The organism is Streptomyces sp. A0592, from assembly GCF_004795115.1.
GTDB classification, from domain to species: domain Bacteria; phylum Actinomycetota; class Actinomycetes; order Streptomycetales; family Streptomycetaceae; genus Streptomyces; species Streptomyces erythrochromogenes.
On sequence record NZ_SSBM01000032.1, the window covers coordinates 42,105 to 54,963 of the forward strand.

General features: G+C 71.7%; 13 protein-coding genes. 7 read left to right on the forward strand and 6 right to left on the reverse strand.

Annotated elements, in window-relative coordinates:
- Window positions 1–129 precede the first annotated feature (129 nt).
- The 5 genes from E6U81_RS31390 to E6U81_RS31410 all read left to right on the forward strand — a co-directional run bounded on the left by E6U81_RS31390 (window position 130) and on the right by E6U81_RS31410 (window position 4,934).
- The gene (locus E6U81_RS31390) at window positions 130–1,038 is read left to right on the forward strand and encodes an SPFH domain-containing protein (protein ID WP_136233423.1); all 909 of its coding nucleotides are present in this window, start codon (window positions 130–132) and stop codon (window positions 1,036–1,038) included.
- Window positions 1,035–1,268, forward strand: a complete 234-nt coding sequence (locus tag E6U81_RS31395; protein WP_136233424.1) for a hypothetical protein — start codon at window positions 1,035–1,037, stop codon at window positions 1,266–1,268. The genes E6U81_RS31390 and E6U81_RS31395 overlap by 4 nt, the downstream gene beginning before the upstream one ends.
- A 107-nt stretch (window positions 1,269–1,375) precedes the next feature.
- Window positions 1,376–1,900, forward strand: a complete 525-nt coding sequence (locus E6U81_RS31400) for a PadR family transcriptional regulator (protein WP_030658692.1) — start codon at window positions 1,376–1,378, stop codon at window positions 1,898–1,900.
- Window positions 1,897–2,586, forward strand: coding sequence for an ABC transporter ATP-binding protein (locus tag E6U81_RS31405; protein WP_136233425.1), 690 nt, complete (start codon window positions 1,897–1,899; stop codon window positions 2,584–2,586). The genes E6U81_RS31400 and E6U81_RS31405 overlap by 4 nt, the downstream gene beginning before the upstream one ends.
- Entirely contained in the window at window positions 2,583–4,934 is a 2,352-nt protein-coding gene (locus E6U81_RS31410) for an FtsX-like permease family protein (RefSeq protein ID WP_136233426.1), read from the forward strand. The genes E6U81_RS31405 and E6U81_RS31410 overlap by 4 nt, the downstream gene beginning before the upstream one ends.
- Window positions 4,935–4,990: 56 nt before the next feature.
- Here E6U81_RS31410 and E6U81_RS31415 read toward each other — a convergent pair whose 3' ends face one another.
- Window positions 4,991–5,938: a hydrogen peroxide-inducible genes activator gene (locus E6U81_RS31415; protein WP_136233427.1), complete on the reverse strand. Its 948-nt coding sequence runs from the start codon at window positions 5,936–5,938 to the stop codon at window positions 4,991–4,993.
- 137 nt (window positions 5,939–6,075) lie between these two features.
- On the opposite strand from E6U81_RS31415, the gene E6U81_RS31420 reads away from it, so the two are divergent.
- Both E6U81_RS31420 and E6U81_RS31425 read left to right on the forward strand, forming a co-directional pair.
- Entirely contained in the window at window positions 6,076–6,630 is a 555-nt protein-coding gene (locus E6U81_RS31420) for a peroxiredoxin (RefSeq protein ID WP_136233428.1), read from the forward strand.
- Between the two features lie 3 nt (window positions 6,631–6,633).
- Window positions 6,634–7,170, forward strand: coding sequence for an alkyl hydroperoxide reductase (locus E6U81_RS31425; protein WP_136233429.1), 537 nt, complete (start codon window positions 6,634–6,636; stop codon window positions 7,168–7,170).
- 71 nt (window positions 7,171–7,241) lie between these two features.
- Here E6U81_RS31425 and E6U81_RS31430 read toward each other — a convergent pair whose 3' ends face one another.
- From E6U81_RS31430 to E6U81_RS31450, 5 genes are all read right to left on the reverse strand, one after another.
- Window positions 7,242–7,946 (reverse strand): hypothetical protein, encoded by a 705-nt coding sequence (locus E6U81_RS31430; protein ID WP_136233430.1) that lies wholly within the window; start codon window positions 7,944–7,946, stop codon window positions 7,242–7,244.
- 8 nt (window positions 7,947–7,954) lie between these two features.
- The gene (locus tag E6U81_RS31435) at window positions 7,955–8,644 is read right to left on the reverse strand and encodes a hypothetical protein (protein ID WP_136233431.1); all 690 of its coding nucleotides are present in this window, start codon (window positions 8,642–8,644) and stop codon (window positions 7,955–7,957) included.
- Between the two features lie 112 nt (window positions 8,645–8,756).
- Window positions 8,757–10,133, reverse strand: a complete 1,377-nt coding sequence (locus tag E6U81_RS31440; protein ID WP_136233432.1) for an AI-2E family transporter — start codon at window positions 10,131–10,133, stop codon at window positions 8,757–8,759.
- Between the two features lie 127 nt (window positions 10,134–10,260).
- A complete protein-coding gene (locus tag E6U81_RS31445) occupies window positions 10,261–10,971 on the reverse strand; it encodes a transglycosylase SLT domain-containing protein (RefSeq protein WP_240804123.1) in 711 nt (236 codons plus the stop codon).
- A gap of 427 nt (window positions 10,972–11,398) precedes the next feature.
- Window positions 11,399–12,715, reverse strand: a complete 1,317-nt coding sequence (locus tag E6U81_RS31450; RefSeq protein ID WP_046775912.1) for a PhoH family protein — start codon at window positions 12,713–12,715, stop codon at window positions 11,399–11,401.
- Window positions 12,716–12,859 lie beyond the last annotated feature (144 nt).

Below are 12,859 nucleotides of genomic sequence, written 5' to 3' on the forward strand. Positions count from 1 at the left end.
ACGTGAGAATCAGCACCCGCGTCACAGGAACCGACGCTCACATAAGCCGATGGGTTGCCTATACGCAAAAAAGTGATATCACTTTGCTAAGCGGTCCGACCGGCCGCGCGCAGAGAAACGGGGCGAACCATGACGAATCACATAGCCAACCCGGACGGCGTACGGGAGTTCGCGGCGCGCAGCGTCGGCGGCGGACTGGCACTGCTGCTCGGACTCGCCGGTCTGCTCGCCGGCGCGGGTCTGGTGGTGGCCGGCGCGGTGGCGGCGGCGACCGCGGCCAAGGTGGCCCTGATCGCGACCGGCGTGCTCCTCGGCCTCGCCTCCGTGATCGCGATGAGCGGCCTCAACACGGTGGCGCCGGGCGAGGCCCGGGTCGTCCAGCTCTTCGGCCGCTACCGCGGCACCATCCGCGCCGACGGACTGCGCTGGGTCAACCCGCTGACCTCGCGCGAGAAGATCTCCACCCGGGTGCGCAACCACGAGACGGCCGTCCTGAAGGTCAACGACGCCTACGGCAACCCGATCGAGCTGGCGGCGGTCGTGGTGTGGCGGGTCGAGGACACGGCGCGGGCCGTCTTCGAGGTCGAGGACTTCACCGAGTTCGTCGAGACGCAGACCGAGGCCGCGGTCCGGCACATCGCCATCGAGTACCCGTACGACGCGCACGAGGAGGGCGGCCTGTCACTGCGCGGGAACGCCGAGGAGATCACCGAGAAGCTCGCGGTCGAACTGCACGCCCGGGTGGAGGCCGCCGGCGTGCAGATCATCGAGTCCCGGTTCACGCATCTCGCGTACGCTCCTGAGATCGCCTCCGCGATGCTCCAGCGCCAGCAGGCGGGCGCCGTCGTGGCGGCCCGCAAGCAGATCGTGGAGGGCGCGGTGGGCATGGTCGAGCTCGCCCTGACCCGTCTGGCGGAGGAGGACATCGTGGACCTCGACTCGGAGCGCAAGGCGGCCATGGTCTCGAACCTGATGGTCGTCCTGTGCGGGGACCGCGCCGCCCAGCCGGTGCTCAACACGGGCACCCTCTACCAGTGACCCCCTCCGGCGAGGAGAAGCCGACGGGCCGCCAGGCGCGCAAGCAGGTGCTCCTGCGACTCGACCCGCAGGTGTACGACGCGCTGGCCCGCTGGGCGGGCGAGGAACTGCGCAGCACCAACGCGCAGATCGAGTTCCTGCTCCGCCGGGCCCTCGCCGAGGCCGGCCGGCTCCCCGCGGCCCCGGGCCCCATTCCCCGTCGGGGCCGTCCGCCCAAGCCCACGAACTGACGGCGGCCGAGAAGCCGCTCCCGTGCTGCGCACGGGAGCGGCTTTCGCGTTTCCGCAGGCCGGGCACCTATACACAGTGCGTATACACGCGATGTATAGTCGCTGCCATGTCCATCGGTCACACCCTCCTGGGCCTCCTTGAGGCCGGCCCGCGCCATGGCTACGACCTGAAGCGGGCCTTCGACGAGAAGTTCGGCCACGACCGCCCCCTCGCCTACGGGCAGGTCTACTCGACCATGTCCCGCCTCCTGAAGAACGGCCTCGTCGAGGTCGAGGGCATAGAGGCGGGCGGCGGCCCCGACCGCAAGCGGTACTCCATCACGGACGCCGGCATCACCGACGTCGAGGCCTGGCTCTCCCAGCCCGAGAAGCCGGAGCCTTACCTCCACTCGACCCTCTACACCAAGGTCGTCCTCGCCCTGCTCACCGGGCGCCGCGCCGACGAGCTGCTGGACACCCAGCGGGCCGAGCACCTGCGCCTCATGCGCATCCTCACCCAGCGCAAGCGCAAGGGCGACATCGCCGACCAGCTCATCTGCGACCACGCCCTGTTCCACCTCGAAGCGGACCTGCGGTGGCTGGAGCTCACCGCCGCCCGCCTCGACCAGCTCGCGCGGGAGGTCCGCCGATGACCGCCCCGGCCGGTTCCCTGCTCGCCGCCACGGACCTGCGCAAGGCGTACGGGACCACGAACGCCCTCGACGGCGCCGAGTTCTCCATCCATGCCGGCGAGGTGGTCGCCGTCATGGGCCCCTCCGGCTCCGGCAAGTCCACCCTGCTGCACTGCCTCGCCGGGATCGTCCCACCCGACTCCGGCTCCATCGTCTACGCCGGCCGCGAGCTCACCGCCATGAGCGACGCCGAGCGCAGCGAACTGCGCCGCACCGAGTTCGGCTTCGTCTTCCAGTTCGGGCAGCTCGTACCGGAGCTGACCTGTGTGGAGAACGTCGCCCTCCCGCTGCGCCTGACCGGCGTCAAGCGCAAGGAGGCCGAACGCACCGCCCTGCACTGGATGGAGCAGCTCCAGGTGGACGACCTCGGCGCCAAGCGGCCCGGCGAGATATCCGGCGGCCAGGGACAGCGCGTGGCCGTCGCCCGCGCCCTCGTCACCGGCCCTCGGGTGATCTTCGCCGACGAACCCACCGGAGCGCTCGACTCCCTCAACGGCGAACTCGTCATGCAGCTCCTCACGGAGGCCGCCCGGTCCGCGAACGCCGCCGTCGTGCTCGTCACGCACGAGACGCGCGTGGCCGCCTACTCCGACCGCGAGATCGTCGTACGCGACGGCAGGTCCCGCGACATGGAGCGGATCGTATGAGCCGGCTCCAGGCATGGGCCCGGGACCTCGGCATGGGCGCCCGCTTCGCCTTCGGCGGCGGCCGCGAGGGCTGGATCCGCACCCTGCTCACCGGTGTCGGCGTCGGCCTCGGCGTCGCGCTGCTGCTGATCAGCACCGCCATCCCCGGCGCCCTGACCGCCCGGTACGAGCGCGGCGACGCACGGTCGACGATGAGCTCCGAGCGTGCCGACGCCCCCGGGCCCGACACCCTGCTGTACGCCCGGATCGGGCAGACGTACCACCACAAGGACATCGAGGGGCACGTGCTGCGGGCCGAGGGCCCGGACGCCCCGCTGCCGCCCGGCCTGAAGAAGATCCCGGGCCCCGGCGAGATGGCCCTCTCCCCCGCCCTGGCCGAGCTGCTGAAGTCCTCCGAGGGCGCCCTGCTCCGCGAACGGCTCGACGCCCCGGTCAGCGAGATCGTCGGCGACCAGGGCCTGGTCGGCCCCGGCGAACTGCTCTTCTACCTGGGCAGCGACACCCTCCGCAAGAACGGCCCCGAGGACCACCGCGTCGAGCGCATCACCGGCTTCGGCTACGAGGCGGACCGCGACGGCCTCGACCCCGTGCTCATGCTGATGGTCGTCCTGACGTTCGTCGCCCTGCTGATGCCCGTCGCCGTGTTCATCGCCACCGCCGTCCGCTTCGGCGGGGAGCGGCGCGACCGGCGGCTCGCCGCGCTGCGGCTGGTCGGCGCGGACAGCAGGATGGTGCGCCGCATCGCGGCCGGCGAAGCACTGGCCGGCTCCCTCGTCGGGCTGGTCCTGGGCGCCGGCTTCTTCGCCGTCGGCCGCTCCCTGGTCGGCAGCGTCAGCCTCCGGCAGCGCAGCGTCTTCCCCGCCGACCTCGACCCGGCCCCCTGGCTGGCCGTCCTGGTCGCCCTCGCGGTGCCCGCGGCGGCCGTGGCCGTGACCCTGTTCGCGCTGCGCGGCGTGGTCATCGAGCCGCTCGGCGTCGTCCGTACGGCCAAGCCCTCCCGGCGGCGCATCTGGTGGCGGCTGCTCCTGCCGCTCGTCGGCATCGGCCTGCTCCTGCCCATGGGCGGCCGCGGCAACGACCACGGCCGGTTCAACCAGTGGCAGGTCAGCGCCGGCGTGGTGCTGCTGCTCGTCGGGATCACCGTCCTGCTGCCCTGGCTGCTGGAGCGCTTCGTCGGGAGGATGTCCGGCGGCCCGGTCTCCTGGCAGCTGGCCGTACGCCGGCTCCAGGTCAGCAGCGGCAGCGCCGCCCGCCTGGTCAACGGCATCGCCGTGGCCGTCGCCGGCGCCATCGCCCTGCAGATGCTCTTCGCGGGCGTCGAGGGCGACTACACCAGGTCGACCGGCCAGGACCCCTCCAGGGCGGCCGTCGCCGTCCTGGTCAACCGCGAGTCGGACGCCCCGCTCGACGACCTCGCGCAGCGGATCGCCGCCGTCCGGGGCGTCACCCGAGCGGTCCCGCTGACCTCCACGCAGGCCGCCCACAAGATGCCCGCGGAGGAGGAAGCCGTCCAGGTCACCGTCGGCACCTGCGACGCGCTCGGGGAGGTCGCCGTGATCGACTCCTGCGCGGAGGGCGACGCCTTCGTCCTGACCGGCCCGTCCTCCACAGGGATCTACGGGGGCACGGCGAAGCCCGGCGACGAGCTGTTCGTCGGCAACATCCGGCGCTACGCCTCCGAGCCGGACGACCGGCCCGGTCCGGCGAAGTGGCAGGTCCCCGCGGGCGCCCGTACGGTCCCCGCCCGGGAGGACCCCGCCGGGCAGCTGCGCACCGGCCTGCTGGTGACCCCGTCGGTCGCGCCGAAGGAACTGGGCGACTTCCCGGACGCGCGGATCTTCGTGCAGGTCGACGAGTCCGGTCCGGACGCTCTGGACCGGGCGCGCAACGCCGTCTTCAGGACGGACCCGTTCGTCACGGCGATGACGCTGCGCGACACCGAGCAGGCGGCCGGCTTCTCCTCGATCCGCACGGGGCTGTTCTTCGGTGCCGCCGCCGTGCTGGTCCTGATCGGCGGCAGCCTGTTCGTCTCGCAGCTGGAGCAGCTGCGCGAGCGCCGCCGGCTGCTGTCCTCGCTGGTCGCCTTCGGCACCAGGCGCTCGACGCTGAGCCTGTCGGTGCTGTGGCAGACGGCCGTGCCGATCGCGCTGGGCCTGGTCCTGGCGGCCGCGGTGGGTACCGGGCTGGGCGCCGTGCTGATGTCGATGGCCGCCCAGCCGGTCCGGATCGACTGGCCGTCGGTCCTCGGGATGACCGGTGTCGGCGCGGGCGTCGTCGCCGCCGTCACCCTGCTCAGCCTGCCGCCGCTGCTGCGGCTGATGCGCCCGGACGGCCTGCGTACGGAGTGACGCCCGTACGCCCCCGACCCCGTACGCCCGGTTCCCGGCCGGCCCCCCGACTCCCGCTAGTCGGTGGGCCAGACGGGGAGCGGGCGTACGGCTTCGCGGAGGGCGGCGGCGATCGCCGCGAACTCCTCCTGGCGGGCGGTCCCCGTGCGCATGGCCAGGGCGATCCGCCGCGAGGGCGCGGGTTCGGCGAAGTAGCCGGTGGAGAGGTACTCGTTGCGGGCGGTCTCCAGCCGCAGCGCGGTACGCGGCAACAGCGTCACCCCCAGTCCCCCGGCGACCAGTTGTACGAGCGTGGACAGCCCGGCGGCGGTCGTGGTGACGTCCGCCCCGGTGGTCCGTCCGGCCTCCCGGCAGATGTCGAGGGCCTGATCCCGCAGGCAGTGGCCCTCGTCGAGCAACAGCAGCTGCAGGTCCCGTAGTTCGTCGAGGGGGATGTCGCGGCGTCCGGCCAGTGCGTGCTCGCGGGGCGCGAGCAGGACGAAGTCCTCGTCGAAGAGGGGAAGTTCGGTCACGCCGGGCACGCCGAGCGGCACCGCCAGCAGGAGCAGGTCCAGGCGCCCGCCGGCCAGCCCCTCCAGCAGCGAGCCGGTCTGCTCCTCGTGCACCTGGAGGTCCATCCGCGGGTAGCGCCGGTGGAACAGCCCGAGGACGGTCGGCAGCAGGTAGGGCGCCACGGTGGGGATCACCCCGAGCCGCAGCATCCCGGTGAAGGGGGCCCGCACCGCCTCGGCCTCCTCCAGCAGTCCGCCGACGGCGTCGAGCACGACCCGCGCCCGGGCGGCGATCCGCTCGCCCGCCGGGGAGAGCAGCACCTTGCGGGTGGTGCGCTCCAGCAGCTGCACGCCGAGGGCCTCCTCCAGTGCGGAGACGGCGCCGGAGAGCGCCGGCTGGCTCATGCCGATGGCGGCGGCCGCGTCGCGGAAGTGCAGGTGCTCGGCGACGGCCGCGAAGGCGCGCAGCTGAGCGAGGGTCGGTTGCTTCGTTCCCCTATTACCGACAGCCACTGATAGGTACCTCCGATCACCCACAGCAAGACTAGCTATTTCCATAATCAATGCAGGTTGTGCCAGCATGTGAGACACGTCCAACCCCATCGGAAAGCCCCCAAAAGGGGTCTCTTCCCCTTGAACAAGGAGAGCGCGTGCTCACTGTTGGTGACAAGTTCCCCGCCTTCGACCTGACCGCCTGCGTTTCGCTGGAGGCCGGTTCCGAGTTCGCGCAGATCGACCACAAGACCTACGAGGGCAAGTGGAAGGTCATCTTCGCGTGGCCGCTGGACTTCACCTTCGTGTGCCCGACGGAGATCGCCGCCTTCGGCAAGCTGAACGACGAGTTCGCCGACCGCGACGCGCAGATCCTCGGCTTCTCGCTCGACTCCGAGTACGTGCACCACGCCTGGCGCAAGGACCACGCCGACCTGCGTGACCTGCCCTTCCCGATGATGTCGGACATCAAGCGCGAGCTCTCCGCCGAGCTGGGCATCCTGGGCGAGGACGGCCTGCCGATGCGCGCCGTGTTCGTCGTCGACCCGAACAACGAGATCCAGTTCTCGATGGTGACCGCCGGTTCCGTGGGCCGTAACCCCAAGGAGGTCCTGCGGGTCCTCGACGCCCTGCAGACCGACGAGCTGTGCCCCTGCAACTGGAACAAGGGCGAGGCCACGATCGACGCCGGCGCGCTGCTGGCCGGTGAGTGACGGATGTCCCTCGACTCCCTGAAGGCGTCCGTCCCGGACTTCGCCAAGGACCTGAAGCTGAACCTCGGCTCGGTCATAGGCAACAGCGACCTGCCGCAGCAGCAGCTGTGGGGCACGGTCCTGTCCTGCGCGATCGCCGCCCGCTCCCCGCGCGTCCTGCGTGAGCTGGAGCCCGAGGCGAAGGCGAACCTCTCGCCGGAGGCGTACACCGCCGCCAAGTCCGCCGCCGCGGTCATGGCGATGAACAACGTCTTCTACCGCACGCGGCACCTGCTCACCGACCCGGAGTACGGCACCCTGCGCGCGGGCCTGCGGATGAACGTCATCGGCAACCCGGGCGTGGAGAAGGTCGACTTCGAGCTGTGGTCGCTCGCCGTCTCCGCGATCAACGGCTGCGGCCAGTGCCTGGACTCGCACGAGCAGGTCCTGCGCAAGGCCGGCGTCGACCGCGAGACGATCCAGGAGGCCTTCAAGATCGCCTCGGTGATCCAGGCCGTCGCGGTCACCCTCGACGCCGAGGCCGCCATCGCCGGCGAGTAACGGCACCCCGTACGCCCGTACGACGGCAGGGGCCCTGCGACCGTTTCCGGTCGCGGGGCCCCTGCCGTTCGTCAGCCCTTCCGCAGCGCGGCCATCAGCGCCCGCGCGTCCTCGACCGCCGCCGCCGTCAGCGCCCCGTGGTCGGGCCGGGCCGCGGGCGCGGCCCTCGGACCGGCCTCCGCGTCCAGCCGGTCGAAGAACATCACCTCGAAGAGGAACACCGCGCCGCCGTCGCGCACGCGCAGCTGGAGACCGTCACCCTCCGCGGGCGAGCGGACCAGGGCCTGTTCCCCCAGGCCGGGCATCTCCTCCCACTGGACCTCGCCGCCGAAGATGCGGTCGTACTGAGAGCCCAGCGCGAACTCGGGCGCCGGATCGCTCTTCCTGTGCAGCTCGACCATGGCCGAGACGGAGTACCCGCCCCACCCGGCCGCCTGTTGGCCCTCGTGGCTGCACGCCGCCCAGTCCAACGCCGGATCCCGGCCGCCCTTCTGCGGTGCGGAGATCGTGAAGCCGCCCAGGGCCCCCGCGAGGGCCGGCGCCTTGAACTGCCCGCACAGGTCGTCCGTGACCGCGTACCGGACCTCCGGCTCCGCGGCCGGCAGCTCCCCGAAGGCATACAGCCCGCCCGCCCACAGCGCGGAGGTGGCCGCGACCGCCGCCGCCACCCAGCGCCACGGCCGTAGCGGCCCCCGCGCGGGCACGGCGTCGTCCTGCGCGACCTCGGCCGGGCGCGCCGACTCCCACGCCCCGTCCAGCTCCGGCTCGCTGATCACCGCGCCCCCTACTTCTTCAGCGCCGCCAACAGCGCGCGACCGTCCTCGATCATCGCCGCCCGGAGCGCGGCGGTGTCGGCCGGGGTGTTGGGCTCGCCACCGATGCCGTCGGCCTGGACCGTGAACACCGCACCGCCGTGCAGCACTTTGAGCTCCACCGAGGTGTCCCTGGGGCCCACGAGGAGCAGGGCGCGCTCGCCGAGCCCCCGGACCTCCTCCGTGCGCCCCGCGCCCGCCTCCGCGGGGGACCAGGCCGACGGCACGTCGAACTCGGGTCCGGGATCCGTCTTCCGGTGCAGGTCGACCTGCGCCCGCACGGTGAGCGTGGACACGCTCTCACCGTTCTGCAGCGTGCAGAACGCCCGCCGCACGGCCGGGTGGTCGCTCTGCCGGTTCGCCGGACGGTAGCGGTGGAGGTCCCCCGCGATCCTGCTCAGCGCCCGCGCCTCGAAGTCCTGGCACAGGTTCTCCGTGGCCCGGTACGAGAGCTGCGGCGCGGCGAGCCGGTCCCCCAGGGCGTACAGCCCGCCCGCCCACACCGCCGAGGCGAGCGCGGCCCCGACCAGGGCCCACAGCCACGGTCGTCGCGCCCCCGCCCCGGCGGCCTCCCGTCCGCGCGGTGGCGACTCCTCCGTCCGCGCCGCCGGCTGCGCGGGGCGGGTCTCCCCCGCCCCGTCGAGCTCCGGATCGCTGATCATGCGTGTCCCCCCGGTCGTTGCCGTCCCCGAACACCTCGATCATGGCAGCCGGGATCGCCGAAACGTTCGACTCCGATCGCGCGCGATTCGGCCATGCACGGCCCGGCCGGGTCTACGGCCTGGCGTGTACCTCGTCGTCGTCGGGCCCCACGCCCAGCGCCGTCGAGCCGTGCGGGGCCGGGCCGATCATCCCGGTCCCGAGGTGGTGCTGTTCCCGCGAGTACGCCTTCAGGTAGCCCACCACCGTGTTCGTGACGGCCACCAGCGGAACGGCCACCACCGCTCCGCCGATGCCCGCGATCATGCCGCCGGCGGCCACCGCGAGCACCACCGCGAGCGGGTGGACCCGTACCGCCCGGCCGAGGATGAAGGGCTGGAGCACATGGCCCTCGATCTGCTGCACCGCGAGGACCACCAGCAGCGCCATCAGGGCGGTGAACACCCCCTGGGTCACGAGCGCCACGACCACCGCGAGCGCGCCCGAGATCACCGCGCCGACCAGCGGGATGAAGGCGAACAGGAAGATGAAGACGGCCAGCGGCACCGCCATCGGAACGTCGAGGAAGTAGAGCCCGAGACCGATGAAGATGGCGTCGATGAGCGCGACGATGACCGTGCCGCGCACGTACGCGGTCAGCGTGCGCCAGGCGCGCGGACCGGCGCCGGCGACACCGGCGCGGGCGGCCGCCGGGACCAGGCCGAGCGCCCAGTTCCAGATGCGCTTGCCGTCGTAGAGCAGGAAGAGCGTCGAGAACATCGCGAGCAGCATGCCTGTGAGGATCTCGACGAGGACCGTCACGCCCTGGAGGCCGGCGGTGGTGATCTGCTCGGTGTTGGTGCCGATGGTCTCGCTGAGGTTCTTCGCGATGTCGTTGATCTGCTTCTCGGTCACGTGGAACGGACTGTCCAGTGCCCAGAGTTTGAGCTCGTTGATGCCGTCGCGGACCCGGTCGGAGAGGTCGTCGAGGTTCTCCATGACCTGCCAGACCACGAACCAGCCGACGAGCCCGATGACGACGAAGCCGAGGACCGCCGTGACGGCCGTGGCCAGGCCGCGCGGCAGACCCAGTCTGCGCAGCCGGACGACGAAGGGCTGGAGCATCGCGGTGACGAGCATGGCGGCCGCGAAGGCGAGGACGACCAGGCGGACTTCGCTGATCACCTTCATCAGCACCCAGAGCATCCCGGCGAGCAGCAGCAGCCGCCAGCTGGCCTCGGCGGCGACGCGCATCCCCCACGGGACCACGCTCGCCGGATCGGGCCGCTCGGGCCGCTGGTGGCGCTCGGCGGCGGCCGCCCTGAGCGCGTGCTCCTGCGCCGGAGCGTCGGACCGCGCGGGCACCGCCGGGGCCGCCGCGGCCTGCCGCGCCGGCTCGGGCAGTTCGCCTCCGGTCTCGGCCTCGACCTCGGCGCGCCGTGCGTTGAGGCGCGCCTCCATCTCGGTCAGCCTGTTGCCCAGCCGGCCGAGCCAGCCTTCCCTCTTCGCCATGTCGCTTCCTTCCCCCGCCCCCCGTCTACGGGCACCCCGATGACCGTACACGCGAGGAGCCCCGCACCGTACGACGGTGCGGGGCTCCCCGGGGTTGAGCGGTGGCGCCGCGGTGCGGCGGCGGCCGTCAGTACCAGCCGTTGGCCTGGTGGAAGGTCCACGCGGCGCAGGGGCTGCCGTAGCGGTCTTCCATGTAGTTCAGGCCCCACTTGATCTGCGTGGCGGGGTTGGTGCGCCAGTCCGCGCCGGCCGAGGCCATCTTCGAACCGGGCAGCGCCTGGACCAGACCGTAGGCCCCGGAGGACTTGTTCACGGCCAGGTAGTTCCAGGTGGATTCCTGGTTGATGATCTTCGAGAAGCACTGGAACTGCCCGGCCGGGACCATCTGCTGGGCGATGGCCTTGACCTGGGCGACCGTGTAGGAGCTCTGGACTGCGAAGTCACCGGCGTCGCGGGCGGCGGAGCGGCTCGCGACCTCCTTCTCCTCGCGTTCCTTCTTCGCCTTCTCGTCGGCGGCCTTCTGCGCCTCGGCCTTCTTGCTCTTGGCGTCCTCGGCGGCCTGGACGCGGGCGGCCTCCTCGGCCGAGCGCTTGGCGTCGGCGTCGGCGGCGTGCGCGATGGTGTCGGCCTGCTGCGTCAGGGACGCGCTCTGCACCTGCGCCTGGTCGCCGACCGGGATGTCTGCGAGGAGGGTCGCCCCGGACGCGGTCGTCTCGAGATCGTTCGTGGGGTCGCCGGTGGCAACGCCCACGACTGCGCCGACGGTGGTGACCGCGGTGGCCGAAGCCACTGCGAACCCCCGGACCGAGATCCGGCTCACACGGTGTCCTTCCAGCAGCGTCCGCAGTGACCGCGCGGGCGCAAAAGTGCCCTCGACTCTGGCCTCCGTGGTTCGACGGTCACTGGAGGCGCGGGCCCGTGGGCAACTCCCCTGCGGGGGCTGCCGCGTGAAGCTCGGGCGGCATACGGCCATCGGCTGTGGAGTTGTGGTGCTGCGCGTACCTCACGGGAGATACAGGTGTGCCGTATGCGGGGCCTGACGGAAACCAGACTCTGCCGGACCTCCGCACCGCAAGGCAATTCCCCCTTGCGTGTGAAAGATCACACCTGGCATGTCGTCGTCGATTTCATCAATGCACTGTGCAGCACGACGCCGCCCGGCTAGGCTCTCGGGCCTTTGCCGGGCGGCGCCAACTCACCTTCCCGCTATGAGGTTTTTGACCGTTTCGACCGCCGGGCGGACGGCCTCGCCGGGCTCACCCGCGTCAGAGGGTCTCCAGCATCTCGGTGACCAGAGCGGCGATCGGGGAGCGCTCGGATCGCGTCAACGTGATGTGCGCGAAGAGCGGATGCCCCTTCAGCTTCTCGACCACGGCGACCACTCCGTCGTACCGCCCGACCCGCAGGTTGTCCCGCTGGGCGACGTCGTGGGTCAGAACGACCCGCGAATTGGCCCCGATCCGGGACAGAACGGTCAACAGGACGTTCCGCTCCAGCGACTGCGCCTCGTCCACGATCACGAAGGCGTCGTGCAGCGAGCGGCCGCGGATGTGCGTGAGCGGCAGGACTTCCAGCATCCCGCGGTTCAGCACCTCCTCGATGACCTCGCGGCCGGCGACCGACGAGAGCGTGTCGAAGACCGCCTGGGCCCAGGGGCTCATCTTCTCGGAGGCGTCACCGGGCAGGTAGCCGAGGTCCTGGCCGCCCACCGCGTACAGCGGCCGGAAGACCATCACCTTCTGGTGCTGCCTGCGCTCCAGCACCGCCTCCAGGCCGGCGCACAGCGCCAGCGCGGACTTGCCGGTTCCGGCCCGGCCGCCCATCGAGATGATCCCGATCTCGGGGTCGAGGAGGAGGTCCAGCGCGATCCGCTGCTCGGCGCTGCGCCCGTGCAGCCCGAAGGCGTCGCGGTCACCCCGTACGAGCCTGACGTTGCCGTCCGCCGTGACCCGGCCCAGGGCCTTGCCGCGCTCGGACTGCAGGACCAGCCCGGTGTGCACGGGCAGTTCCGCGGCCTCCGGAACGTAGAGCCGCTCCTCCGAGTAGAGGAGGTCGACCTGCTCCCCGGAGAGGCCGATCTCGCTCATGCCGGTCCAGCCGCCGTCGGTGATGGCGAGCTCGGCGCGGTACTCCTCCGCGATCAGGCCCACGGAGGAGGCCTTGATGCGCAGGGGGAGGTCCTTCGAGACGACCGTGACGTCGTAGCCCTCGGCCTGGAGGTTGCGGGCTACGGCGAGGATCCGCGAGTCGTTGTCCCCCAGCCTGAAGCCCGCGGGAAGGACGCCGGGGTCTGAGTGGTTGAGCTCGACGCGCAGGGTGCCGCCCAGATCGCCCAGCGGGATGGGTGCGTCGAGGCGACCGTTGCGAACCCGGAAGTCGTCGAGCAGGCGAAGGGCCTGGCGAGCGAAGTAGCCGAGTTCGGGATGGTGCCTCTTTGCCTCCAGCTCGGTGATCACCACGATCGGGAGCACGACCTCGTGCTCGTCGAAACGGGAGATCGCGTTGGGGTCTGCCAGCAGGACGCTGGTGTCGAGGACGTAGGTCCGCCTGTCGGGCAGGCGGCGCTTTGTGCTGGTCACCACGGAAGGACGTACCCCCTCGGAAGAGGTCGGGCCATGAAGACCGGACCGGTCATCGGCACCCATGCCAGGGCCGATTTCCGGCCCTCCACTTCGTCCGTGCGAACCGCACGTGCGTCCTGGTGCAAAGGGCCTCCCGGGCGGACG

What these genes read in the sequence shown, in the direction of transcription:
- E6U81_RS31390 (WP_136233423.1), top strand. Translation starts at nt 130, where the DNA reads ATGACGAATCACATAGCCAACCCGGACGGCGTACGGGAGTTCGCGGCG.
- E6U81_RS31425 (WP_136233429.1), top strand. Translation starts at nt 6,634, where the DNA reads ATGTCCCTCGACTCCCTGAAGGCGTCCGTCCCGGACTTCGCCAAGGAC.
- E6U81_RS31400 (WP_030658692.1), top strand. Translation starts at nt 1,376, where the DNA reads ATGTCCATCGGTCACACCCTCCTGGGCCTCCTTGAGGCCGGCCCGCGC.
- E6U81_RS31440 (WP_136233432.1), bottom strand. Translation starts at nt 10,133, where the DNA reads ATGGCGAAGAGGGAAGGCTGGCTCGGCCGGCTGGGCAACAGGCTGACC.
- E6U81_RS31435 (WP_136233431.1), bottom strand. Translation starts at nt 8,644, where the DNA reads ATGATCAGCGATCCGGAGCTCGACGGGGCGGGGGAGACCCGCCCCGCG.
- E6U81_RS31405 (WP_136233425.1), top strand. Translation starts at nt 1,897, where the DNA reads ATGACCGCCCCGGCCGGTTCCCTGCTCGCCGCCACGGACCTGCGCAAG.
- E6U81_RS31410 (WP_136233426.1), top strand. Translation starts at nt 2,583, where the DNA reads ATGAGCCGGCTCCAGGCATGGGCCCGGGACCTCGGCATGGGCGCCCGC.